Annotated in this window: 11 protein-coding genes and 1 pseudogene; 10 read left to right on the forward strand and 2 right to left on the reverse strand. The window is 74.4% G+C overall.

Annotated features, from left to right (window positions below; translation table 11 throughout):
- Positions 1-263: 263 nt before the first annotated feature.
- Positions 264-4,145 (reverse strand): annotated as a pseudogene (locus tag ACE1OA_RS06780) (type I polyketide synthase); the annotation flags it as partial.
- A 44-nt stretch (positions 4,146-4,189) separates the two neighbouring features.
- Complete coding sequence (locus ACE1OA_RS06785; RefSeq protein ID WP_432752474.1) at positions 4,190-11,068, reverse strand: beta-ketoacyl synthase N-terminal-like domain-containing protein; 6,879 nt, start codon at positions 11,066-11,068, stop codon at positions 4,190-4,192.
- Between the two features lie 343 nt (positions 11,069-11,411).
- Between ACE1OA_RS06785 and ACE1OA_RS06790 the strand changes: the two genes are divergently transcribed.
- The 10 genes from ACE1OA_RS06790 to ACE1OA_RS06835 all read left to right on the forward strand — a co-directional run bounded on the left by ACE1OA_RS06790 (position 11,412) and on the right by ACE1OA_RS06835 (position 25,711).
- A complete protein-coding gene (locus tag ACE1OA_RS06790) occupies positions 11,412-12,692 on the forward strand; it encodes an NAD(P)/FAD-dependent oxidoreductase (protein ID WP_356608625.1) in 1,281 nt (426 codons plus the stop codon).
- Positions 12,693-12,728: 36 nt separating this feature from the next.
- Positions 12,729-14,414 carry an NAD(P)/FAD-dependent oxidoreductase gene (locus ACE1OA_RS06795; protein ID WP_384872028.1) on the forward strand — a complete coding sequence of 562 codons (1,686 nt, stop codon included), beginning with the start codon at positions 12,729-12,731 and terminating at the stop codon, positions 14,412-14,414.
- Positions 14,415-14,593: 179 nt separating this feature from the next.
- Positions 14,594-15,121 (forward strand): flavin reductase family protein, encoded by a 528-nt coding sequence (locus ACE1OA_RS06800; protein ID WP_147980319.1) that lies wholly within the window; start codon positions 14,594-14,596, stop codon positions 15,119-15,121.
- A 37-nt stretch (positions 15,122-15,158) separates the two neighbouring features.
- The gene (locus ACE1OA_RS06805) at positions 15,159-15,818 is read left to right on the forward strand and encodes an isochorismatase family protein (RefSeq protein ID WP_384872022.1); all 660 of its coding nucleotides are present in this window, start codon (positions 15,159-15,161) and stop codon (positions 15,816-15,818) included.
- Positions 15,819-15,876: 58 nt separating this feature from the next.
- Positions 15,877-17,379: an MFS transporter gene (locus tag ACE1OA_RS06810; protein WP_356608631.1), complete on the forward strand. Its 1,503-nt coding sequence runs from the start codon at positions 15,877-15,879 to the stop codon at positions 17,377-17,379.
- Positions 17,380-17,669: 290 nt separating this feature from the next.
- Positions 17,670-20,432, forward strand: a complete 2,763-nt coding sequence (locus ACE1OA_RS06815; protein WP_384872016.1) for a helix-turn-helix transcriptional regulator — start codon at positions 17,670-17,672, stop codon at positions 20,430-20,432.
- A 257-nt stretch (positions 20,433-20,689) separates the two neighbouring features.
- The gene (gene dpgA / locus ACE1OA_RS06820; RefSeq protein ID WP_356608635.1) at positions 20,690-21,814 is read left to right on the forward strand and encodes a 3,5-dihydroxyphenylacetyl-CoA synthase DpgA; all 1,125 of its coding nucleotides are present in this window, start codon (positions 20,690-20,692) and stop codon (positions 21,812-21,814) included.
- Between the two features lie 32 nt (positions 21,815-21,846).
- Complete coding sequence (gene dpgB / locus ACE1OA_RS06825) at positions 21,847-22,548, forward strand: enoyl-CoA-hydratase DpgB (protein ID WP_356608637.1); 702 nt, start codon at positions 21,847-21,849, stop codon at positions 22,546-22,548.
- A 53-nt stretch (positions 22,549-22,601) separates the two neighbouring features.
- Complete coding sequence (gene dpgC, locus ACE1OA_RS06830; protein WP_384872144.1) at positions 22,602-23,972, forward strand: (3,5-dihydroxyphenyl)acetyl-CoA 1,2-dioxygenase DpgC; 1,371 nt, start codon at positions 22,602-22,604, stop codon at positions 23,970-23,972.
- The gene (locus tag ACE1OA_RS06835) at positions 23,969-25,711 is read left to right on the forward strand and encodes a thiamine pyrophosphate-binding protein (RefSeq protein WP_432752475.1); all 1,743 of its coding nucleotides are present in this window, start codon (positions 23,969-23,971) and stop codon (positions 25,709-25,711) included. Before dpgC ends, ACE1OA_RS06835 begins: the two co-directional genes overlap by 4 nt.
- The last annotated feature ends 26 nt before the right edge of the window (positions 25,712-25,737 follow it).

A 25,737-nucleotide genomic window follows, 5' to 3' on the forward strand; every position in this document is an offset into this window, starting at 1 on the left:
GGGCGACGGCCGGGCATGCCCGGCTCCCCCGGGCCGCGGGGGCGGCGCACGGCGACGTCCATGCTCATGCGGCGTCACGTTACGCGCTGACGAACGGCCAGGCCAGAACCGTCGGCAGGTTCAGAGGTCCAGTCCGGTGGCGGTGCGCGCACACGGCGCGGCACGACCCGCGAGGGGTCGTGCCGCGAAGCGACGGGTGGGATGGCCGGGGCGGTGGGGGGCGCCCCGGCCCGGCGGCGCCGCCCCGCCGGGTCCGGTGACCGTCAGGTGGGCGGCAGCAGGGAGTTCGCCCAGCGCTCGACCGCCTCGGCCGTGGTGACGGAGTGGTCCTCCAGCATCGTGAAGTGGTCGCCGGTGACCTCGGCCACCTCGTGCGGAAGGTGCCAGGAGGCGATCCGCTCCTCGGTCTCGCCGTACGCCGCGGCCGCGTGCACGAGCAGGGTGGGCGCGCTGATCGGCTGGGGTTTCCACTGCCGGAAGAGGCGGGCGTACGCGCCCATGGCGGTGAGCCGGTGGTCGTCGAGCGAGACGAGCCTGCTCTCCCGTTCCAGCATGCCCCGGACCATCACGTCCCGGCCGCGCGGATCGTCCGCGCAGGCGGGGGTGTCGAGGAGGGCCACGCCGGCGGGCACGGCGTGCCGGCGCTCCAGCGCGTCGGCGATCGCGTGGGCCACCCAGCCGCCGGCGGACCGGCCGACGAGCAGCACCGGGGCGCCCTGTGCGGCGTCGAGCACCGCCTGGGCGTGCAGTTCGGCCAGGGCCTCGACCGTGGCCGGCAGCGGCTCGCCGGACGCGAAGCCGGGGTGGGGCAGGGCGGCGAGCCGCCAGGTCTCGCTGAAGCCGGTGGCGAACCGGGCGTACACATGGGGTCCGGAGATCGCGCTGAATGCGGGCAGGCAGACCACGGTGGGCCGGGTGCCGCGGCGGCCGAACCAGACCGGGGCGGGTTTCGTGCCCGCTTCGGCGGGATGCGCGAAGCTCCTGCGCATCAGCGCGGCGGCCTCGATCATCACACCGGCCTCGTTCAGCCGTCCGTCGCCGGCCGCCTGCCAGAAGAGCTCGGTGAGCAGCCCCGCCCCCTCCTCCGCGTCCGGCCGGTCCGGGTCGAACGCGCCGCGCGGGGCGGCGGCGCCGGTCTCGTCCAGCCGTCCCTCGACGAACGCCGTGAGCGCGTCGAGGTCGGGGTGGTCGAAGACGACGGTGCGGGGCAGGCGCAGGCCGAGCGTTCCGCCGAGCCGGTTGCGCAGCTCGATCGCGGTGAGCGAGTCGAAGCCCAGCTCCTGGAAGGAGCGGTCGGCGGTGACGGTCGTGGGAGAGGAGTGGCCGAGGGTGTCCGCGGCCTCGGCGCGCAGGAGTTCGCGCAGGGCGTCGGTGCGCTCCGTCCCGGTGAGGCCGGCGAGCCTGCGCCGGGCCGTGCCGTCGGCGCCGTCGTCGGCCGGGGCGGACGCCTCGGGGGCGGGGGCGGTCTCCACGGTCTCGCGCGTCGGGGCGGGCGTGCCGGGACCGGCGGTCACCGGGGCCGAGGGGGAGCCGAGGATGGTGGGGCCGGGCGGGTCCTCCAGCCAGTAGTGCTGCCGCTGGAAGGGGTAGGTGGGCACGTCGGTCAGGGTGGCGCGCCCCTCGGTCAGCCGGTTCCAGTCGACCGTTCCGCCGTCGACGTGGATGCGGGCCAGGGCCGTGAGGAACGACTCCGCCTCGGGGCGGTCGGTGCGCAGTGCGGCGGCGAACACCTGGTCGTCGGCCTCGGGGACGATCTTCTGGGCGAGCGCGCTCAGCACCCCGCCGGGCCCCACCTCCAGCCAGCGCACCGCGCCGTGGGCCCGGGCGCGTTCCACGGCCTCCGCGAAGCGCACCGGCTGCCGGACGTGTCGTACCCAGTACTCGGGGTCCACGACCTCGGCGGGGAGTCCCGCCATCGTCGGTTCCCGCAGTTCCAGCCCTGCCACGACATCGCGGAACTCCTTCAGCATCGGGTCCATCAGCGGCGAGTGGAAGGCGTGGCTGACCTTCAGGCGGGTGGTCCGCAGGCCCCGGGCGCGCCAGCTCTCCATGAGCGCCAGGACGGCGTCCTCCTCGCCCGACACCACGACGGACGCCGGGCCGTTGACGGCGGCGATCGCGACCCGGTCCGCGAGCCCGTCGAGCTCGGCCGTCACCTCGGCCTCGGGGCGCTCGACCGCCACCATGGCTCCCCCGGGCGGCAGTTGCTGCATCAGCCGGCCGCGGGCCTCCACCAGGCGGCAGGCGTCCGCGAGGGTGAGGACGCCGGCGACGTGGGCGGCGGCGACCTCGCCGACGGAGTGGCCGACCACGGCCGCGACCTCGACGCCCAGGGAGCGGACGAGCCGGAAGAGCGAGACCTCGACGGCGAACAGGGCGACCTGGGCGTTGCCGGTCCGGTCGAGTCCGCCCTCGGGGTCCGCCGCGAAGACGAGGTCCTTCAGCGGCATCCCGGTCAGCTCGGCGATCTCGTCGAAGGAGCGCGCGAACACCGGGTGGGTCTCGTACAACTCCTTCCCCATACCGGGGCGTTGGCTGCCCTGGCCGGGGAAGAGCACGGCGGTGGCGCCGGGTGTGGCGACGCCGCCGACCACGGTCCGGTCGGCGGTCGCGCCGAGCAGCACCGCCCGGTGCCGGAAGACGGCGCGCCGGGCGAGGGAGGCGCCGACGTCGGCGGGGTCGGCCGGCGCGTCCGCGGCGTAGGCGCGGAGCGCGGAGATCCGCTCGCGCAGGGCCTGCGGGTCCCGGGCGGACAGCGGCCAGGGCACGAGGGCCGCGGGGGCCGGGGCCGGCTGCGGGGCGGTGCCCCCGTCGGGGGCCTCCTCCAGGATCACGTGCGCGTTCGTGCCGCTGATCCCGAAGGAGGAGACGGCGGCCCGGCGCGGCCGGTCCGTGCGGGGCCAGTCGCGGCGCTCCGTGAGGAGTTCGACGGCTCCCGCGGACCAGTCGACGTGCGGCGACGGCTCCTCCGCGTGGAGCGTGCGCGGCATGATGCCGTGGCGCATCGCCTCCACCATCTTGATCACGCCGCCCACTCCGGCGGCGGCCTGGGTGTGGCCGACGTTCGACTTCATCGAGCCGAGGCGGAGCGGCTGCCCGGGGTCGCGCTCCTGCCCGTACGTGGCCAGCAGGGCCTGGGCCTCGATCGGGTCGCCGAGCCTGGTCCCGGTTCCGTGGCCCTCCACGACGTCCACGTCCCGCGCGGACAGGCCCGCGTGGGCCAGGGCCTTGCGGATCACCCGCTGCTGCGAGGGGCCGTTCGGCGCGGAGAGGCCGTTCGAGGCGCCGTCCTGGTTGACCGCCACGCCCCGCAGCAGTGCGAGGACAGGGTGGCCGTTGCGCCGGGCGTCGGAGAGCCGCTCCACGAGGAGCATGCCGGCGCCCTCGGCCCAGCCCGTGCCGTCGGCGCCTGCTCCGAACGCCTTGCACCGGCCGTCGGGGGACAGTCCGCGCTGCCGGCTGAAGGAGAGGAAGGCGCGGGGTGTGGCCATGACCGTGACGCCGCCGGCCAGCGCCAGCCCGCACTCGCCCGCGCGCAGTGCCTGCGCCGCCGCGTGCAGGGCGACCAGCGAGGACGAGCACGCCGTGTCCAGGGTCACCGCCGGACCCTCGAAGCCGAGGGTGTACGAGATGCGGCCGGAGGCGACGCCGCCGGAGAGCCCGGTGACGAGGTACGGCTCGACGGACTCGGGCACCTGCTGGGTGGCGTAGTCGTGGTGCACCACGCCCGTGAAGACGCCGGTGTCGCTGCCGCGCAGTGACGTCGGATCGATCCCGGCGCGTTCGAACGCCTCCCATGAGGTCTCCAGCAGGAGCCGCTGCTGAGGGTCCATCGCGAGGGCCTCGCGCGGCGACACCCCGAAGAACTCCGGGTCGAACAGGGCCGCGTCGTGCAGGAAGCCGCCGTGGCGGGCGTAGCAGGTGCCCGGCCGGTCGGGGTCGGGGTGGTAGATGCCGTCGATGTCCCAGCCCCGGTTGGTCGGAAATCCGGAGACGGCGTCGCGCTCCTCCAGCACGAGCCGCCACAGGTCCTCGGGGGAGCGGACGCCGCCCGGGTAGCGGCAGGCCATGCCGATGACGGCGATCGGCTCGTGGCTCGCCGACTCGGCCCGTTGCAGCCGGCGACGGGTCTCGTGCAGCTCGGCGGTGACCTTCTTCAGGTAGCCGACCACCTTCTCCTCGGTGCCCGTCACGTGACGTCCCCCTTCAGTTCGTTGTCGATGAGGTCGAAGAGCTGGTCGGCCGTGGCCGCCCCGATCAGTGCGTCGAGATCCATCTCGGCCATGCCCTCGGCGCTGTCCACGAGCCTCGGCGGGCCGTCGCCGAGCCGTTCGGTCAGCGCGCGCAGGCGGGCGGCGATCCGGTCGCGGGCGGCGGTGTCGAGTCGCTCCGCCTCGACGGCGGCCTCGAACCGGGCGAGTTCGCCGAAGACCGTGCGCGGTCCGCCGGCCCTGTCGTCTCCCTCGCCGTCACCGGAACCCTCGCCGTCGAGGACCGGCCGGAGCGCGCCGAGCAGGTGCCGGGCCATCGCGTCCGCGGTCGGGTGGTCGAACGCCAGGGAGGCGGGCAGGTCCGCGCCGGTGCGGGCGGCCAGCCGGTTGCGGAGCTCCACTGCGGACACGGAGTCCAGCCCCAGGTCCTTCATGCTGCGCCGGGCCTCGACGTCCTCGGGTCCCTCGAAGCCCGCGACATCGGCGATCTCCGTACGGACGAGGTCGAGCAGCCACCGCTCGCGCCGGTCGTCGGGGAGGGCCGTCAGCGCGGCCCGCAGCCGGGCGGCCGGTGCCGCGGCGTCGGGCGGGGTGTCCGCCGCGGCACCGCTCCCGACGGGGGGTGCACCGGCGGTGCCGGCCGTGGGCGGGGCGGCGGACGGGGTGCCGTCGGGTCCGGGCGCCGGCAGCGAGGCGAGCCAGTACCGCCGGTGCTCGAAGGGGTAGACGGGCAGGTCCACCGGCCGTGCCGGGCGGCCGCCGAAGTACGCCGTCCAGTCGACCGGTACGCCGTGCGTGTGGGCCCTGGCCACCGCGTCGAGCAGGGCGCGGACCTCGGGGCGGCCCCGGCGGAGCCCCCCGCACGGGACGAGTTCGTCCTCGGTCGCGCAGTCGCTCGCCATCGCGGTCAGTACGGCGTCGGGCCCGATCTCCAGGAGCGTGCCGATCCCCGCCGCCGGCAGCGCGCGCACGGCGTCGGCGAATCGGACCGCCTCGCGGGCGTGCCGGACCCAGTAGTCGGGCGACCGCAGCTCGGCCGGTTCGGCGGGCCGGCCGGTCACGTCGGAGACCACGGGGACGAGCGGCGGCCGGAGCGTGACCGTGCGGGCCACCGCCCGGAAGTCGTCCAGCATCGGTTCCATGTGACGGGAGTGGAAGGCGTGGCTGACCCGCAACCGGGTGGCCCGCCGTCCCCGTGCCCGGAACCCGGCGGCGACGGCGTCGACCGCGTCCTCGTCGCCGGAGACGACCACGGCGCGCGGCCCGTTGACCGCGGCGATCTCGGCGAGCCCGCCGTTCGCGGCGGACCCGGTCGCGGCCGTCGCGGCCGTCGCGGCGAGGGCCGCGCGGACCTCCTCCTCGGTCGCCTCCAGCGCCGCCATGGCGCCACCGGCGGGCAGGGCCGCCATCAGCCGGCCGCGTGCCGCGACGAGCGAGGCCGCGTCCGGCAGCGACAGCACGCCGGCGGCGTGCGCCGCGGTCAGTCCGCCGACGGAGTGGCCGAGGACCAGGTCGGGCAGGATCCCCCACGACTCGACGAGGCGGAAGAGCGCCGTCTCCAGAGCGAACAGTGCGGGCTGGGTGAAGTCGGTCCGGTCCAGCAGGGCCGCCTCCGGGGTGTCCTCGGCGGCCCACATCACCTCCCGCAGGGGCCGTTCCAGATGCGCGTCGAGCGCGGCGCAGGCGGCGTCGAACGCCTCGGCGAAGACCGGGTGGGCGTCGTACGACTCCTTGCCCATACCGGGCCGCTGGCTGCCCTGGCCGGTGAAGGCGAGCGCGAGCCCGCCCGGCGCCGGTTCGGTGCCCTCGCCGCCCGCGGCCTCGCCGGCGGCGAGGGCGGTGAGCCGGCGTTCCAGATCCGCCCGTCCGGTCACGACGAAGGCGGCCCGTCGCGGGAAGGACGTACGGGTGGTGGCCAGCGCGGCGGCCAGGTCGGGGACCGTGAGCTCCGTGTCCGCGCGCAGGCGGTCGAGGAGGTGCGCGGCGCGGGTGCGCAGCGCGGTCGCGGTCCGGGCCGACAGCACCACCGGTACGGCGGGTCCGGCGGTGCGCGGGCCGGCTCCCGGTGCGGGAGGCGCGGAAGGCGACTCGGTGGACGGTCGCTCGGGGACGTCCGGGGCCTGTTCCAGGATGAGGTGGGCGTTGGTACCGCTGACGCCGAAGGAGGACACCGCGGCGCGGCGCCGGCCTTCGGTCGCGGGCCAGGCGGTGTGCTCCCGGAGCAGGCGCACGGCGCCCGCGTCCCAGTCCACCGCCTCCGTCGGACGGTCGGCGTGCAGGGTGCGGGGCAGTTCGCCGCGCCGGATGGCCTCCACCATCTTGATGACGCCGCCGATCCCGGCCGCCGACTGGGCATGGCCGATGTTGGACTTGAGGGACCCCAGGAGCAGCGGGCGGGCGGGGTCGCGGTCCCGGCCGTACGTCGCGAGGAGCGCGTTCGCCTCGATCGGGTCGCCGAGCACGGTGCCCGTGCCGTGGGCCTCGACGGCGTCCACGTCGGCCGGTGACAGTCCGGCGTCGGCCAGGGCCCGCCGGATGACCTGCTGCTGGGCCGGCCCGCTGGGGGCGGTCAGGCCGTTGCTCGCGCCGTCCTGGTTGATCGCGCTGCCCCGCAGGACGGCGAGGACGGGGTGGTGGTGGCGGCGCGCGTCGGAGAGGCGTTCCAGGACGACGGCGCCGACGCCCTCGGACCAGCCGGTGCCGTCGGCGTCGGCGCCGAAGGCCTTGCACCGTCCGTCGCCGGCCAGTCCGTGCTGACGGCTGAACTCCACGAAGGTGCTCGGGGTCGCCATCACCGCGACCCCGCCGGCCAGGGCCAGCGAGCACTCGCCGCGCCGCAGTGCCTGGGCGGCCAGATGGAGGGCGACGAGCGAGGAGGAGCAGGCCGTGTCGACGGTGAGGGCGGGGCCGCTGAGGCCGAGGGTGTACGCGAGGCGTCCGGAGGCGACGCTGCCGGCGGTGCCGGTGCCGAGGAGGCGTTCGAGGTCCTCGGGGAGGACGCCGGGGTTCCGGGCGTAGTCGTGGAACATCAGCCCGACGTACACGCCGGTGTCCGTGTGCCGCAGCGACCGTGGATCGATGCCGGCGCGTTCGACGGCCTCCCAGCCCACTTCGAGGAGCAGGCGCTGCTGCGGGTCCATGGCCAGCGCCTCGCGGGGGCTGATGCCGAAGAAGCCGGCGTCGAAGTCGCCCGGCGCGTCGAGGAATCCGCCGTGGCCGGTGGCGCTGGTGCCCGGCGCGGTGCCGTCACCGCTGAGCAGCCGGTCCAGGTCCCAGCCGCGGTCGTCCGGGAACGCTCCGATGGCGTCGCGCCCTTCGGCGACGAGCCGCCAGAGGTCCTCGGGCGACGCGACGCCGCCCGGGTAGCGGCAGCTCATGCCGACGAGCACGACCGGGTCGTCCCGGTCGTCGGTGGCGGGCGTGCGGCGCGGGGCGGGCGCCGCGCCGGCGTCCGGGCGGCCGAAGAGTTCCGCGGCGAGCACCTCCGCCACGGCGGCCGGCGTCGGATGGTCGAAGGCGAGGGTGACGGGCAGCCGCAGTCCGGTGCGGGCCGCCAGCCGGTCGCGCAGGGCGACCGCGGTGAGCGAGGTGATGCCCAGGTGCGTGAAGGCGAGCGCGGCGTCGATCCCGCTCGCCCCGTCGAGACCGAGGGCGTGCGCGGCCTCCTCGCGTACGAGGTCGGTGAGCGCCTTCGACCGGGCCCTGGCGGGCAGTTCGCCGAACCGGGCCCGCAGGTCCACGGCCCCGTCCGGACCGGTGTCGCCGGGGGCGCGGTCGTGCAGCAGGGCGCGCAGCCGGGCGCCCTCGTCGGAGCGCAGCCGCCACGGGTCGACGCGCAGGGCCAGGACCGGGGCCCGCAGCGGCCGGGCGAGGTCGAAGGCGTCGGCGGTCTCGCGTGCGTCGAGCGGACCGGCTCCGGGGACGACCCGCTCGGGGTGGGGGCCGGTGCCCGCCGCCGTCGTCGCTCCGGGGGCGAAGGCGACGAAGCCGGCGTGGGGCGCGGCCTGGGCGAGTGCCGCGAGGTACGCGTCGGTCGCGGCCTCCGCGGGGGAGCCGGCGTGGGCCGGCCCGTGGCCGAGCGTGCCGCAGAGGGTGAGGGGGATCGGCGTGGTCCCGTCGGTCCGTGCGAGCAGCAGGGCCGCGGTCCGCGCGGCGCCGGGTCCGGTGAGGGGGTGGACGACCGCGTCGAGCGGGCCGTCCGCGCCTGCGGCCGCGAGCAGGTCGGCGACGCCGGCCGCGGTGTCGTGCGGGGCCGTGTGGACCGTCACCCGGGCGCCCAGTCCGGTCAGTTGGGCGGCCAGGTCGTCCGCCGCGGCCCGGTCGTCGGCGGCGAGGGCCAGGGAGGGGGCGCCGTGCCCGGCCACGAGGTGGGTGGCGAGGACGCGGGCGAGGGCGGTCTCCGCGCCCGTCACGAGGACGGTGCCGGTCGACGGGGACCCGGCGGGCTCCTGCGGGCGGCCCGTCGTCCGGCTCCCGGCGCGGGTGGCGTCCGCTCCGGTCGCGGTGCCGCGCGCGGCGCCCGTGTCCCCGCCGGTCTCGTCCGTGGCCCGTACCCGGGACAGCCGCGGCACGAGGACCCGTCCGCCGCGGACGGCGAACTCCCGCTCCTCGCCCGTTCCGGTCAGCACGGTGCTCCAGGCGGCCACGAGCGGGTCCTGCTCGTGGCCGGCCGGCACCGTCACCGTCTCGGCACCGGTACGGGTGTCCGCATCGGCATCGGCGTCGACATCGACATCGACGAGGAGGGGGCCGCCGGACCGGCCGTGGGCGCGGGCCCAGGCGCGCAGGGCCGCGCCGTACGGATCCGGCACCTCGCCGGACCGGGCGGCCACCGCGCCCCGGGTGAGGACGACGACGCGCGGCGCCGGCTCCGCCGCGCCGAGGGCCGCGAGGCCGACCAGGGCCCCGGACCCGTCCGCACCGTCCCCTCCGCCGGACGGGGCTGCCCCGTCGAGGCCGTCGAGGCCGGTGAGCCGGTCGAGGACCGAGAGCCGGTCCTGCCCGCCCGGCCCGTCGTCCGCCTCGCCTCCGCCGGCTCCGCCCGTCACCGGCGGCACGACGCAGAGGTACCCGTCGAAGGGCCCCGCGGCGCGCGCCGCCGGCAGGTCCGCGAAGGCGGCGGTCGTGCCGCCCGCCCGGCGAACGGCCTCGGCGAACGCCGGTTCCCGGCCGCCGATCACGGCCCAGCGCACCGGGCTGCCGGGGGGAACGTCCCCGGTCCCCCGCCGCCCGCCCTCCTCGGTGTCCCGCCGCGGCCGCGGGCCCTGCCACGGCTCCCAGCACGTCTCCCACAGCTGGTCGTGATGCGTCGTGCCGAGGCCCCGCAGCCGTGCCGGGAGTGCGCGCAGTCGCCGCCGGCTGACCTTGCCCGAGGCGGTGAGCGGCAGGGCGGTGGTCTCGTACAGGGCGACCGGGACCTTGAAGTAGCTGAGCCGGTCCCGGCAGGCCGCGATCGCGGCGGCCGGCGACCAGCCCTCGGGCCCGGGGACGACGTACGCGACGGGGACCTCGCCCAGGGCCTCGTCGGGGCGGCCCGTCACGGCGACGTCCCGGACGCCCGGGACGGTCCGCAGCACCGCCTCGATCTCGCCGGGCTGGATGTTCTCGCCCGCCCTGATGATCAGTTCCTTGACGCGGCCGGTGACGGCCAGCCGGCCCTCCTCGTCGCGGGTGGCCAGGTCGCCGGTGCGGTACCAGCCGTCCCGCAGCGCGGCGGCGGTCTCCTCGGGCCTGCCGTGGTATCCCAGCAGCAGGCCGGGGCTCTTGACCAGCACCTCCCCCTCCTCGCCGGGGGCCACCTCGCGGCCGGTGCGCGGGGCGACGAGCCGCAGTTCGGCGCCGGGCACGACGGTGCCGCAGGTCCCGGGGACCCGCGGGGAGTCGGGGCGGCTCATGGTGATCGCGCCGCAGGTCTCGGTGCTGCCGTAGCTGTTCACCAGGGGCGCGCCGAGCACCCGCTCGACCGCCTCGGCCAGTGCCGCGCCGGTGGCGGCGCCGGTCACCAGGCAGACCCGGAGGTCCGGGACCGGCCGGCCGGACTCCTCGACCGCGTCGAGGAGCCGGAAGTACATCGAGGGGACGCCGAGCAGCATGGTGTACGGCTCGGCGCGCAGCGCCTCCAGGACGTCCCGGGCGCCGAAGCCCGGCAGGATGCGCGCGGTGGCGCCGGTGACGGTGACACCGAGGACGCAGAGGATGTGGGCGAGGCTGTGGAAGAGCGGCAGCGGCCACAACAGCCGGTCGTCCGGTGCGAGTCCGAGGACGCCGCGATAGGAGGAGTGGACCGACCAGAGGCAGCCGCGCTGGGTGGAGACCACGCCCTTGGCCTGACCCGTGGTGCCGGAGGTGTAGAGGATCCAGGCCGGCTCGTCGAGCCCGAGGTCGTCCCGCGGGTCCTGTGCGGGCTCCGTCGTGGCGAGTGCGTCGAAGGAGAGGGCGCCGGGGTCCTCGCCGTGCGCGAGGACGACCGTGAGGTGGGGGCGCTCCGCCCGCAGTCGCGTGACCTGGTCGAGGTGGGATCCGTCGGTGACGACGAACCGTGCCCCGCTGTCGTCGAGTTGGTGGGACAGCTCGGCGTCCGAGGACTGCGGGTTGACCGGGACGCCGACCGCGGCGGCGCGGGTGACGGCGAGGTACCCCTCCACCGTCGCGACGGTGTTGCCGAGGAGGAGCGCGACCCGGTCGCCGCGGCCGAGTCCGTGCGCCGCGAGGTGGCCGGCGAGGCGCGCCGTGCGCTCCTCGAGCCGGCGGTAGGTGACCTGTCGTTCCTCGTCGGCGAACGCGACCTGGTCCGGTCGGTCGAGTGCGTGCTCGCGCAGCACTTCGGAAAGTGGCCGGATGCCTTCGACCTGCGTCACTCGCACGCTCCTGCCTGCTCTGAGTCTCCACCGCCGGCACAGCACCCGGGGGGCCGGGCGGCGCCGTTTCCTCCGGCTCGCTCGCCTTCGGGCCGCGCCCCGGTCAGCACACCTGGCGTAACGCTAGAAAGCGCGGGACGGCGAATACAACCCCTATTCGATCCGCCGAACCACTGTTCCCGCCCCTAATCCAGCGGACGCCCGGATTCGCCAAGAAGGCGTCCAGACGGCGTGCAGAAGGCGTTCAGCGTGCGTGCTCGAATCTGGCTGGGTCCAGCCAACGCAGTGCTGCTGATACCCGCTTCGGCGGGACGTGGCACGTTTCAGATCGGGAAGGTCGCACATGCCGTCCACTCTCACCGGCATACCCACTGAATTCGATGTCATCGTCATCGGTGGCGGGCCGGCCGGTGCCACCACCGCGGGACTTCTGGCCAAGCGCGGACACAAGGTCCTCATTTTCGACCGTGAGCGCTTTCCGCGATACCACGTCGGAGAATCCCTGATTCCGGTCGTGATGGCCCCCATGGAGGAAATGGGGCTGACCGAGCGGATGGAGCAGCGCGGATTCGAGCGCAAGTACGGCGGAACGTTCGTGTGGGGCAGCGAGCAGGCGGCCTGGGACTTCTCCTTCGTCGACGGCGGGGACTACCCCTTCGCCTACCACACCCGGCGGGCCGACCTGGACGCGCTGATCCTGGACCGGGCGCGCGAGCTGGGGGCGTTCGTCGTCGAGGACGCCACCGTGAAGGAGCCGGTCGAGGACGAGGAGGGGCGCGTCACCGGCGTCCGCTTCACCGTGCGGGGCAGCAAGGAGACCTACGAGGTCAGCGCCTCGATGGTGGTGGACGCCTCGGGCCAGGCGCGGGTCCTCACCCGTAAGTACTCGGAGATCAACTGGCACGACAAGCTGCGCAACGTCGCCGTGTGGACGTACTTCGACAACTGCGAGCGGCTGCCCGGCGACCAGTACACCAACATCCTCATCGAGGGCATCGAGAACGGCTGGTTCTGGGGGATCCCGCTCGACAAGGGCACGGTCAGCGTCGGTTTCGTGACGCCGAGCTCGGTCGCCGGCGAGAGCGACCAGAACCTGGAGCAGCTCTTCCACGACGAGGTCGAGAAGACCACCAAGCTCAAGCACATGCTGCGGGACGCCCGCCAGTCGGCCGGCTTCCGCAGCGCGCGGGACTGGTCGTACACGAACCAGACCGTCTACGGGAAGGGCTGGGCCGCCGTCGGCGACGCGGCCGCGTTCGTCGACCCGCTGATCTCGACCGGTGTCGCGCTGGCGACGACCGCGGGCAGCATCCTGTCCCGGGTCATCGACAAGATCCTGCAGTACCCGGAGATCGAGGAGGTGGCGCTCAAGCGCTACGCCACCGCCTACCTGAGCTTCTTCAACGAGGTCCGCTCCTTCGTGGAGCGCTTCTACGACCGGACGCTGAAGAAGGAGGACTACCACAAGCTGGCCCAGTCGATCATCGACCCGGAGGAGAAGAACACCCCGGCGACCGACTTCGTCACGCTGCTCGGCGGCCTGCGCGGCAAGCACCTCGCGCTGAACATCACCGTCGACGACCTCGTCCCGCAGGAGCCCCTCTCCCCCGCCGCCAAGGGCTGAGCCGTCCCGGTCGACCGTCCAGGAAAGGACAATCTGGTGCCAGGCAAGAACTCCGCCTCCGCGGCGGCAGAACGATACGACGTGGTGATCCTCGGCAGCGGCATGGCCGGAGGAATGCTGGGCGCGGTGCTGGCCCGCAACGGGGTCAGGACCCTCATCGTCGACGCGGGGACCCATCCGCGTTTCGCGGTGGGCGAGTCGACCATCCCGTACACCTCGGGCATGGCGCGGCTCATCGCCAAGCGCTACGACGTGCCGGAGCTGAAGGCGCTGTCGAACTACAAGGGGACCATCGAGGAGATCTCCCCCAACTGCGGCCAGAAGCAGAACTTCGGCTTCGTCTACCACCGTGAGGGGCAGCCGCAGAACCCGCGGGAGATCAACCAGCTGGTCGTCCCGCTCGAACTGCGCACCGAGACGCACCTGTTCCGGCAGGACGTGGACGCGCACCTGTTCCACGTCGCGATCACCTACGGGGCCGACGCGCGGGTCGGGACCCGGATCACCGAGATCGACATCGATCCGGACGAGGGCGCGGTGCTGCGCTCCGAGCACGGCGAGGAGTTCCGGGCCTCCTACGTGGTCGACGGCAGCGGCTTCCGCTCGCCGCTGGCGGAGAAGTTCGACCTCCGGGAGACGCCGACGCGGGCCCGGACCCACTCGCGCTGCCTGTTCACCCACATGATCGGGGTGAGGCCGTTCGACGACTCGCCCACCGCCCAGCCGCACGACCAGCCGAGCCCGTGGCACCACGGCACGCTGCACCACGTCTTCGACGGCGGCTGGCTCTGGGTGATCCCGTTCGACAACCACGCCGAGGCGCGCAATCCGCTGTGCAGCGTCGGGCTGACCCTGGACCCGCGGAAGTACCCGAAGGGCTCGATGCCCCCGGAGGAGGAGTTCGCGGACTTCCTCGAGCGGTTCCCGGAGATCGCCTGGCAGTTCGAGGGCGCCAAGGCGGTCCGTCCGTGGGTGTCCACCGGCCGGCTCCAGTACTCGGCCGGGCAGGTCGTGGGCGACCGCTTCTGCCTGACCTCGCACGCCGCCGGGTTCATCGACGCGCTGTACTCGCGCGGTCTGGCCAACACGCTGGAGCTGGTCAACGCGCTCGGCTGGCGGCTGATCGCCGCCTCCCGCGACGGCGACTGGTCCCGGGAGCGCTTCGCCCACGTGGAGGACCTCCAGCAGGGGCTGTTCGACTTCCACGACGACCTCGTCTACAGCTCGTTCGTCGGCTTCGGCCACTACGACCTGTGGAACGCGGTCAACCGGACGTGGATGCTCGGCACGATGAGCGGCAACATGATGGTCGAGGACGCCTACTACCGGTACAGCGAGAGCGGCGACCCCGACGTCTTCCTGGAGGCCGAGCGCTCCGGCAACCCGGGCTCCCCGCTCCCCATCAGCGAGACGTTCGTCCGCCTGGGGACGCTGACCCGGGAACTGTGCGAGTCGGTCGAGGCGGGCACCCTCGCGCCGGAGGTCGCGGCCGAGCGCATCCACGAGTACATCCGCAAGGAGGTCGACTTCATCGCGCACGCGGACAAGTTCGGCCTGCCGGAGAACCGCTGCTTCAACATGACGCGGGAGCGCATGGACGCGGCCGAGGAGTGGTCGCGCACCCAGGCACCGCCGGAGATCGGGCGGCGCATGCTCAACGCCAGCCGGGGCATGGCGCTCGCCAAGGAGGCCGAGAGCGGCACGGGGGCCTCGGACTACTGAGCCCGGCCTCCCGGCGCCCGGGCCGCGGACGACCGCGCCCGGCCCCGGCGCCGGGGCCATGACCACCCGGCCGGCCCCGTGGACCCGTACTCCGGCCACGGGGCCGTCCGCACCCGCCCCGCACGTACGCGTCACCGGTGGCCGAGCGGGCCACTCGTGACCGACACAAGTGAGGACCCATGTCGCACCAGCGGTACGAAGCCGATCTGCGCCGTCTGATGGCCGGATTCCCCACGGGTGTCTCGGTCGTGACGGCCACCGCCCCGGACGGTGTCCCCTGGGGGATGACGTGCACGTCGCTGTGCAGCGTCGCCCTCGACCCGCCGACCCTCCTGGTCTGCCTGCGCCGCGACAGCCCCACCCTGGGCGCGGTGCTCGGCAGCGGGAGGCTGTCGGTCAACCTGCTGCACCAGCACGCCCGTTCCACCGCCGAGCTGTTCGGCTCGGGGGCGGCGGACCGCTTCGAGCGGATCCCCTGGGCGGCCGCGCCGGACGGCGGTCCGCACCTGGTCGAGGCCGCGCACACCATCGCCGACTGCGTGGTCACCGAGGACCAGGCCGTCGGCGACCACACGATCGTGATGGCGCGCGTCACCGTGGTGACCTCGCTGCGCTCCCCCCTGCCGCTGCTGTACGGCATGCGGCGGTACGGGTCCTGGGCGGAGGACGCGGAGAACGGCTTCCTCTCCTACGACTTCATCTCGTGACCGCCACGGCGGCCCGCGCCGGAGGGTGAGGAGGGCCATGGACGTCTCCGCGATCGCCCCGTACCCGATGCCCGGGCCGGAACGGCCCGTCGTCAACCGGGTCGACTGGATCCCCGACCCCGGAAGGGCCGCGCTGCTCCTGCTGAACATGCAGGGCTACTTCCTGCGTCCCTACACCCCGGGCGAAGCGCCCCTCACCGGCCTGCTGGCGAACGCCGCCGCCCTCGTCGCCCTCGCCCGCCGGCTGCGGATGCCGGTCATCCACACCGTGCAGCCCGGCACCCAGGCCCCCGGGGAGCGCGGGCTGCTCACGGACTTCTGGGGCAAGGGCCTCGACGACGTCCTGGAGGACGCGGCGATCGTCGGCGAGGTCGCCCCGGACGCGGCGGGGGTCGTCCTGCCCGCCTGGCGGTACAGCGCCTTCTCGGGGTCCGGTCTGGACCGGGAGCTGCGCGCGGCGGGGCGCGACCAGCTCGTCGTCTGCGGGGTGTACGCGCACCTGGGCTGCGTCACGACGGCCCTGGACGCCTTCGACCGCAACATGGAGGTCTTCCTCGCCTCCGACGCGGTCGCCGACTTCGACGCGCACCGGCACCGGGCGGCACTGGAGTGGGCGGCGAGCTGCTGCGCGGTCGTGCGGCCCACCGCGGAACTCGCGGGCGCCCTGTCGGCGGAGGCCCGCTCCGCCGCCGTCTGACCCACCGCCGGCCCCGATCCCGCTCGACAGGGGCACCCTGCGTGGCTACTATTTATACATGTACAAAAATACTGCACGAGAGGAACGTTCCGTCAGCCCCGGCGGGGTGCTGTGGACGGTCGCGATCGCCCAACTGATGGTCTCGCTGGACGTCTCGGTGGTGAACGTCGCCCTGCCGTCGATGCGGACGGCGCTCGGCTTCGACGAGTCGGGGCTCTCCTGGGTGGTCAACGCGTACACGCTGACCTTCGGCGGCTTACTGCTCCTGGGCGGCCGGGCGGCCGACCGGTTCGGCCGTCGGCCGCTGCTGTTCGTCGGTCTCGCCCTCTTCGGCGTGACCTCGCTGCTCGGCGGTCTCGCGCAGGGCCCGGGCCAGCTGATCGCCGCGCGCGCCGCCCAGGGCGTCGGCGCGGCGCTGATCGCCCCGGCCGCGCTCGCCGTGCTCACCACGACCTTCCCGGCCGGCCCCCAGCGCGGGAAGGCGCTCGGTGTCTACAGCGCCGTCACCGCGGGCGGCGCGGCCGTCGGCGTGGTGGTGGGCGGCCTGCTCACGGAGTACATCAACTGGCGCTGGGTCATGCTGGTGAACGTCCCCCTGGCCATCGTCGGCCTGGTGCTGGCGGGCCGTCACGTCCCGGCGGCCCAGGCGGGCGACACCGCGCGCCGGCTCGACGTCGTGGGCGCGATCCTGGCCACCCTCGGCACCTCGCTGCTGGTCTTCGCCCTGGTGAGGACCGACGTGGAGCCGTGGGGCTCGGCGGCGACCATCGGTTCGCTGGCGGTCGCCGCGGTGCTGCTCGCCGGCTTCTTCGTCTACGAGGGCACGCGGGCCAAGGAACCGCTGCTCCGGCTCGGGGTGCTGACCAACCGGTCCGTGTCCGGGGCGAACATCTACATGATGATGGTCTCGATCAACATCTTCACCTCGTTCTACTTCGTCTCCCTCTACCTCCAGGAAGTCCTCGGGATGGGAGCGCTGACCGCCGGTCTCGCCTTCCTGCCGTTCTGCCTGGGCCTGGTCGTGGGCTCGCTCTACGCGGTCCGGCTGCTCGCCCGCTTCGAGGCGCGTCAGCTGCTGATCGTGGGCGGGATCATCGGCGCCGTCGGCATGTTCTGGTTCAGCCAGATCCGCCCCACGGGCAACTTCCTCGTCGACGTCCTGGGCCCGTCCCTGGTGACCAGCTTCGGCATCGGGCCGCTCCTCGTCCCGATCGCCAACGCCGCCACCGCGGGCGTCGCCCCGAACGAGGCCGGCATGGCCTCCGGCCTGCTCAACAGCGCGCGGCAGATCGGCGGAAGCATCGGTCTGGCCGCGATGAGCACGATCGCCCTGGCGAGCACCGACGGCGCGCCGGTCACGGACTCGCCCGGCGCCCGGCTCACCCACGGCTACAGCATGGTGTTCACGGTCAACAGCGGTCTGCTGCTGGTCGCGGTCCTGGTCGCGCTGTTCGTCCTGCCGCGCCGCGGACCGAACCTCGGCCCGAGCCCGGCGGCCCGGCAGAACGGCGCGCCCGGCCGCCGGCCCGAGACGGTCGGCGGTGAGGGCCCGCGTTCCTGAGGACCGCCCGGCCGTCGCCCGTACGACCCGGTCCGACACGGCCGGCCGCACCGGATCCCCGGCGCGGCCGGTCGTTCGCGTGCGCGGCCCCCGCGGCCCCCTCGGCGTCCGTGCCGCTCCGGCCACCGCGGCCGCCCGGCCCGCCGCGCCCTCCGTCCGGCGACGGGGAGAGAACGTCCAGCAGTCGTTCAGACGATCTCCCGCAGACTGGACCGGTCACGGCGCCCGGCCCGCCGACGCCGCAGCCCGTCGCTGAGGGGCGAACGGACGCCTGGAGGAGGTGCACACGGATGGTGCTGGTCGAACGCGACCCCGAACTCACCCTGCTGTCCGACCTGCTGGCCGACTGCCTGGACGGATCCGGCAGCGTGGTGGTCGTCCGGGGGCCCGTGGCCGTCGGCAAGACGGAACTCCTGCACACCTTCTCCGAGCAGGTGGCCGGGGACCGGGTGCGCCGGCTCGGGGCCGCGGCCTCCCCGGCCGAGCGCCACCTGCCGTTCGGGCTGCTCAGCCAGCTGCTGCACGGCGCCGACGCCGCGTACGCGCGGCGGGCCGACGCCGTGCTCGCCGAGGCGGGCGGGACGGACGGCACGATCGAACCGCGGGTCCTGGAGGGCGTCTCGCGCGTCTTCCTCGACATGAGCGACGTCGAGCCGCTGCTCATCTGCGTCGACGACGTCCACCACGCGGACACCGGCTCCCTCCAGTGCCTGCTCTTCCTCGCCCGCCGGCTGCGCCGTTCCCGCGTCATGCTGGTGCTCGGCGACCAGGACCGCGCCGGTTCCGGCTCCGCCGACCTGCGGACCGAGCTGTCGCGCCATCCGTACTGCCGGCAGCTCCGGCTCGACCCGCTCGGCTGCGACGGCGTCGCCGCGCTGCTCGCCCACGAACTGGACGCCCACGTCGCCCACAGTCTGGCCGCCGGCGCGTTCGCCGTCACCGGGGGGAATCCGCTGCTGGTCCGGGCGCTGGCCGAGGACTGGCAGGCGGCGGCCCGGACGGCGGGCGGCGACGGACCCGCGGGCCTCGTCGTCGGGGACCGCTTCGCCGAACGCGTCGTGAGCTGCCTGCACCGCGTCGAACCCGACGCCCTGGCGGTCGCCCGGGCGGTCGCCGTGCTCGGCGGGACGCCCGCGGCCGGGCTGGTCGCCGGGTTGTCCGGACTCGGCGGCATCGAGACCCGCGCGCTCGTCGAACTGCTGGAGGACTCCGGTGTCCTGCGGCAGGGGCGCTTCCGGCACCAGGCGGCGCAGGCCGCGGTGCTCCGGGACCTCGGCGCCCGGGAGCGGGTCGCCCGGCACCGGCGCGCCGCCCGCATGCTGCACGCAGAGGGCGGCCGGCCGACCGCGATCGCGCACCACCTCGTCGCCGCCGGTGAGCCCACCGAGCCCTGGGCGGCGGCCGTGCTCCACGAGTCCGCCGCCGGCGCCACCGCCGACGGCCGGGTCGACTTCGCCCTCGACTGCCTCAAGCTGGCCCACACGATCGCCGACGACGAGCACCAGCGGGCCGTCAGCCGGGCGGTGCTCGCCGACGCCGAGTGGCGGATCGAACCCGCCCGCGTGGTCCGGCACCTCGGGCAGCTCACCGAGACCGTCGACCGGCGGCTGCTGGCCCACCGCGACAGCCTCGCCACGCTGGAGTACCTGCTCTGGCACGGCCGCGTCGACGAGGCCGCGTCCGCGCTGCACCAGCTCGCGGCCACGACGGCGGGGCCGGACGCCGCGGAGCTGCGCGAGGTCCGGGCCGTCCTCGAACTCTGCTACCCGGGGCAGCGCGCCCGCGACGGCTCCGCCCCGGCGTCACCGGCCCGCCCGTCCGCCGGGCAGGGCGCCCCCTCGCTCGTCGGCACCGTGCTGCGCGCGATGGGCGGCGACGAGGCCGTGCCCGGGGAGGACCTCTGGCCGGGCCTGCGCCCCGAGGAGCCGCTGTCCCGGATCTCCCTGGGGCTGCTGACGCTGGCCCGGCCGGAGCGGCTCGCCGCGGTGGCGCCCTGGTGCCTGCCGATGCTGGACGACGCGGCCGGACAGGACGGCCCGGAGTGGCCGGGGCTGTTGCGGGCGGCGCGTGCCGAGGCGGCGCTGCTGCGCGGCGACCTGCCGGCCGCCGCCGAACTCGCCGCCGCGGCCCTGGACGGGACGTCCCTGCCGAGCTGGGGCGTCCTGGTCGGCGCGCCGCTCGCCTGCCTGCTCACGACGGCCGTCCGCACGGGCCGGTACGAGGACGCCGCGGCGTACCTGACGATGCCGGTGCCGCCTGCCCTGCTGGAGACCCCGTTCGGGCTGCGGTACCTCCAGGCCCGCGGGCAGTACCAGCTGGCGGTCAACCGGCCGTACGCGGCGCTCAGCGACTTCCAGACCTGCGGGCAGCTGCTGCGCGACTGGGGCGACGACGGACCGCGGGCCCTGCCGTGGCGGATCGACGCCGCGCAGGCCCTGCTGCGTCTGCGACGCCGGGCCGAGGCGCGCGCCCTGCTGGAGGAGCAACTGGACGGGGTGCCCGGGGACGACGGGCGGACGCTCGGCCGGGCCCTGCGGCACCTGGCCGCGGCGCTGGAGCCGCACGAACGTCCGGCCCTGCTCACCGACGCCGTGGAGGCGCTCCAGTCGGCCGGCGACCGGGTCGAACTCGCCCACACGCTGGCCGATCTGGGCGGGGCGTACCACGCGACGGGCGACGCGCGTCGTGCCCGTCCGGCGCTGCGACGGGCCTGGCGGACCGCGCGGGAGTGCCAGGCGGAGGGGCTGAGCAAGTCCCTGCTGCCCGGGCTATCGGCGACGTCGTCGGCGCAGGGCGCGGGCGCGCTGCTCGGCGACCGGGCGGCCGAACTCAGCGCGGCAGAGCACCGCGTGGGCAGTCTCGCCGCACAGGGCCACAGCAACCGGCAGATAGCGAACCGGCTGTGCATCACCGTCAGCACCGTCGAACAGCATCTGACGCAGGTCTACCGGAAACTCCGGGTCAAGAACCGCACCGATCTCCCGGTTTTCCTGGAGGACGACGAGGGGCCGGATTCCGGACTGGCCCGGGAGAACCCGTCGCTGTGCCGCTGAAGAACCGCCACCCCTGAATTCAGGACACCCACCCCGCAACCTGACCCCTGATGTCTTCCGCGATTCCCGCATTCACCCCCCTAGTCCCCCTAGTAAAGGCGGTGACGGCGTTCACACGAAACAGGGATGACGTCGTCTCCCCCGTCCGAACTAGGCTGAGGACACGGCTCTTTCCCGAAGCATCCGAAAGCCGATTCTCCCGAACTCCCGATGCACCGGCGTGATTATCCGCCGGCTCTCAGCAATGGGCGGTCAGCATGCTCCTGAGCGAAAACCCGGTCCGGCAGGACGACATCCGACTCTCCGACGCCCCCTGGGCCGCGACCCGCGGCGGCCCGTCGATCCTGGGCGTCGGCACCTCGAACCCGGACTCCTCCTACACGCAGGAGGACCTCCTCGATCTGTACGACATCCAGGACCGGCGCATCCGTTCGGTCTTCCTCAACTGCGCGATCGACAAACGGTTCCTCGACGTACCGCCCTTCGGCGACGACGGCCGCCCCCGGATGGAGACCCAGGGCGAGCTGCTGGCCAAGCACAAGGCGCGCGGGACCGAGATGGGCGCCCGGGCGCTCCAGTCCTGTCTCAAGCAGATCGGCGCCGCGGTCAGCGACATCGGCTACCTGGTCTGTGTGTCCTCCACCGGGCTGCTCACGCCCGGTTTCAGCGCTCTGCTCATCCGCGAGGTGGGCATCCCGACCGACTGCAGCCGGCTCGACGTCGTCGGCATGGGCTGCAACGCCGGGCTCAACGCGTTGAACGCGACCACCGGTTGGGCCTCGGCCAACCCCGGCAGGATCGCGCTGATGGTGTGCATCGAGGTGTGCTCGGCCGCCTACGTCTTCGACGGCACCATGCGCACCTCGGTCGTCAACAGCCTCTTCGGCGACGGTGCCGCCGCGATCGCCGTCTCGCACGGCACGCCGGAGACCGAGCGGACCGGCCCGCAGGTCCTGAAGTACGCCAGCTGCATCGTCCCGGACGCCGTCGCCGCGATGCGCTACGACTGGGACGACGACCAGGGCAAGTTCAGCTTCTTCCTGGACCGGGACGTGCCGTACGTGGTGGGCGCGCACGCCGAGACCGTCGTCGGGAACCTGCTGAGCGGGACCGGCCTGCGGCGCAGCCAGATCGCCCACTGGCTGATCCACTCGGGCGGCAAGAAGGTCATCGACTCGGTCGCGGTCAACCTCGGCCTCACCCGGCACGACGTGCGCCACACGACCAACGTGCTGCGCGACTACGGCAACCTCTCCAGCGGCTCCTTCCTGTTCTCGTACGAGCAGTTGATGCGGGAGGGGGTCACGCGCCCGGGCGACTACGGCGTCCTCATGACGATGGGCCCGGGCTCGACCCTCGAGACCGCCCTCGTCCGCTACTGATCCCCTTCCCGACCAGACGAGTAGGACCAGACATGTCTTCCGCAGAAACCGCACAGGCCCCCTCCCCCGCCGCGACGCTCGACATCGACAGCTCCCGTCCGCTGTCCGCGCCCCTGGTCGCGGAGATCAACGCGCTCTGCGACCGGCTGGAGGACTCCGAGGGCGGGACGACCGCCGTGATCCGGCTGCACGGCACGGACACCGCGACGCAGTGGCCGGGCGCCGTCGGCATCGACCTGGTGAGCCGCTGGGAGAAGGCCCTGCGGCGGCTGGAGCAGACCCGGTCGGCGAAGATCGTGATCGTCGAGGGGGTGTGCAGCGGCCCGGCGTTCGAGGTGCTGCTCACCGCCGACCTCCGTATCGGCGCCCCGGGGCTGCGCATCGACGTGCCGGCCAACGACGGCAGCGTGTGGGCCGGGATGTCCGTGCACCGTCTCACCAACCAGCTCGGCGGCACGCGTGCGCGCCGGCTGGTGCTGTTCGGCGCCCAGGTGTCGGCGCAGCGGGCGCTGGAGACCGGGTTGATCGACGAGACGGCCAAGGATCCGGCGGCCGTCGCGGCGCGGCTCGCGGAACGTTTCGGCCGGCTGGTGCCCGCGGAGCTGGCCATCCGGCGGCAGCTGGTCCTCGACGCCGGCGTCACCGCCTTCGAGGAGGCGCTGGGCAAGCATCTCGCCGCGTGCGACCGGACCCTGCGCCGTTCCCGGGGCGAGCTCGCCCCGGCTCCGCGGTAGGTCTCCGCCCGCCCTTCCGTCCGTCCCGTCCGCAGAACGCCGAAGGAGTACCGATCGTGACAGTCAGCGCCGTGGGCAGCACGGAGCAGCAGTGGCGCACCCCGGCCCCGGTCTTCGGGGGCTCGTTGCTGGGCGACGCCAACGCCCTGATGACCTGCACCGCAGCGGCGGAGAAGCTGCTCGCGGAGCTGCCGGCCAAGCCGGACCGCAGTCCCGACGAGCAGCAGCTGGCCGCCGAGTTGTTCCGCGACCAGCGCCGGGTGCGCGGCGCGTTCCTGCGGCTGCACGCCGAGCGGGTGTACGAGGTGCTGACCGGCGAGCTCCGGGAGCAACGCAGCCTGTCGGAGCTGGTGTTCGCCGCCGCCGACGCCTTTCCGGGGCTGACCCCCACCGAGGCGCAGATGGCGGCCGAGCGCGAGTGCGCCCAGGCCGACAAGGAAGGACGGGAGATCGACCAGGGGATCTTCTTCCGGGAGATCCTCCGTTCACCGGTGGCGGGGCCGCATCTGCTCCAGGCCATGCTGCGGCCCTCGCAGCGCGCCCGTTCGCTGCTCGGCGAGTTCGGACGGACCGGGCTGGTCGAACTGGGCACGGTGCACCTGGAGCGGATCGACGGAACGGCCCATCTGACGCTGTGCAACGGCCGGTTCCTGAACGCCGAGGACAACCAGCTCGTCGAGGACGTGGAGACGGCCGTCGACCTGGCCCTGCTCGACGAGCGGGTCCGGGTGGGCGTGCTGCGGGGCGGGCGGATGACCCACCCGCGCTACCAGGGCCGTCGGGTGTTCTGCGCCGGGATCAACCTGGTCGACCTGCACCAGGGCCGGATCTCGTACGTCGACTTCCTGCTCCGGCGTGAACTCGGCTACATCCACAAGCTGATCCGCGGTGTGCGGGTCGACGACGGCTGGCCCCGGCCCCTGGTGGAGAAGCCGTGGGTGGCCGCGGTCGACACCTTCGCGATCGGCGGCGGCATGCAGCTGCTGTTCGCGGCCGACCACGTCGTGGCCGCCGCCGACTCGTATCTGAGCCTGCCGGCGGCGCAGGAGGGCATCGTGCCCGGCATGGCCAACCTCCGGCTGACGAGCCTGGCCGGTGCCCGGCTGTCCCGTCAGGTCATCCTGTCCGGCCGCAAGCTCTGGGCGCACGAGCCGGAGGCGCGGCTGGTCTGCGACGAGGTGGTGGACCCGAAACTGATGGACGCCACGGTCCGGGCGGCGGCCGAGCGGCTGGCGACGCCCGCGGTGGTGGCGAACCGCCACATGATCAACCTGGCGGAGGAGCCGGAGGACCGGTTCCGCGCGTACGCCGCCGAGTTCGCCTTCGAGCAGGCCCTCCGGCTCTACAGCGACGACGTCATCGACAAGGTGGACCGCTTCAGCGCCGCGACGTCCGGGGACCGGCGGACGGGGACCGGGTCGTGAGGCCGATCGACGCGATGCTGGAGGTCCTGCGCGACGAGGGGGTGACCCGGGTCTTCGGCAATCCGGGCACCACCGAACTCCCCTTCGTCGAGGCGGTCGCCGCCGCCGCCGATCTGACGTACGTGCTCGGGGTGCAGGAGGCGTCCGTGGTCGCGATGGCCGACGGCTACGCGCGCGCCACGGGCCGGCCCGCGTTCGTCAGCCTGCACGTGGCGGCGGGGCTGGCCAACGGCATGGTGGGCCTGCTCAACGCCAAGCGCTCGCGGACCCCGCTGGTGGTGACCGCCGGGCAGCAGGACCGCCGTCACCTGGCGCAGGACCCGATGCTCTCCGGCGACCTGGTGGGGATCGCCCGGGCGGCGGTGAAGCACACCTTCGACGTGCAGCACGCCCACGACCTCCCGGGGATGCTGCGCCGCGCGTTCGCGCTGGCCGTGCAGCCGCCCGCGGGTCCGGTCTTCCTGTCGATCCCGATGGACCTGCTGGAGGAGGAGACCCCGGTCGACCCGCCCGCGCCCCGGTCCGTGCTGCGCGGGCTCGGGCCGGCCGCGGGCTGGCCGGAGGCGGCCGAACGGCTCGCCGCCGCCCGCCGGCCGGCGATCGTCGCCGGCGACGGGGTGGGCCGGGACGGCGCGCTGGCCGAGATGGTGGCGGTCGCGGAGGCGCTCGGCGCCACCGTCTACCACCAGCCGATGCACGACGGGGTGGACTTCCCCACGGTGCATCCGCTCTACGCGGGCATGCTCGACGCGCGCTACTCGGCGATCCGCGCCGCGCTCGAAGGCCACGACGTGGTCCTCATCGTCGGCACCCGGGCGTTCATGGCGCACCACTACGAGCCGGGGCAGCCGATCCCGGCCGGCACGGAGGTCGTCCAGCTCGACGACGACCCGGGCGAGCCGGGACGCACCTTCCCGGTGGCCCTCGGTCTGGTCGGCGGCATCCGGGAGACCCTCGCGGTGCTCGCCGGACAGCTCGCCGGGAAGGTCCCCGAGGCGCGTTCGCGCACGGAGCGGACCGGGCGGGTCCACGAGAAGGGGCGCGCCCTGGTGCGCCGACTGGCCCTGGCCGCCTACGGCGAGGCCCCGCTGGACCCGCTCGCCGCGGTGCACGCCGTCGTCGCCGGCCTCCCGGAGGACGCCGTCGTCGTGGAGGAGGCGATCACCAGCGGGGTCCTGCTGCGCCAGGTGCTGCCGCTGGAGTTCCCCCGGTCGTACGTGCACACCGTCGGCGGCGGGCTCGGCTCGGGCATCGGCGCGGCGGTGGGTTCCCGGATGGGCGACCCGAGCCGCCCGGTGGTGGCCGTCCTCGGTGACGGCTGCACCCTGTTCGGGCTCCAGGGGCTGTGGAGCGCCGCGCACTACCGGGTGCCGGTCACCTTCGTGGTGATGAACAACGGCGAGTACCGCACGCTCAAGGAGACGGTCGTCCGCCGCGAGCGGCACCGCGACGCCGGCGCGCGGCGCGGCTCGGGCGGCCTGGAGCTCACGCCGCCGCGCCTCGACCTCACCCCGGCCGCGGAGTTCCTGGGCCTCACCGTCGGCTCGGACCGCCGTCCCGACGGGCTCGACCTGGCTCCGCCCGACCTCGACTTCACCCGCCTCGCCGGGTTCTTCGGCATCAGCGCGGTACGGGCGGGCTCGGCCGCGCACCTGACCGAGGCGGTCTCGTGGGCGGCGGCCGGCACGGAGCCCGTCCTCATCGACGTCCCCATCACGGGTCACCGTGACAGTGCCTGATCCGCGCGTCGCCGCGGACGGGAGAT

This window comes from Streptomyces sp. JL2001, from assembly GCF_050917515.1.
Lineage (GTDB): Bacteria > Actinomycetota > Actinomycetes > Streptomycetales > Streptomycetaceae > Streptomyces.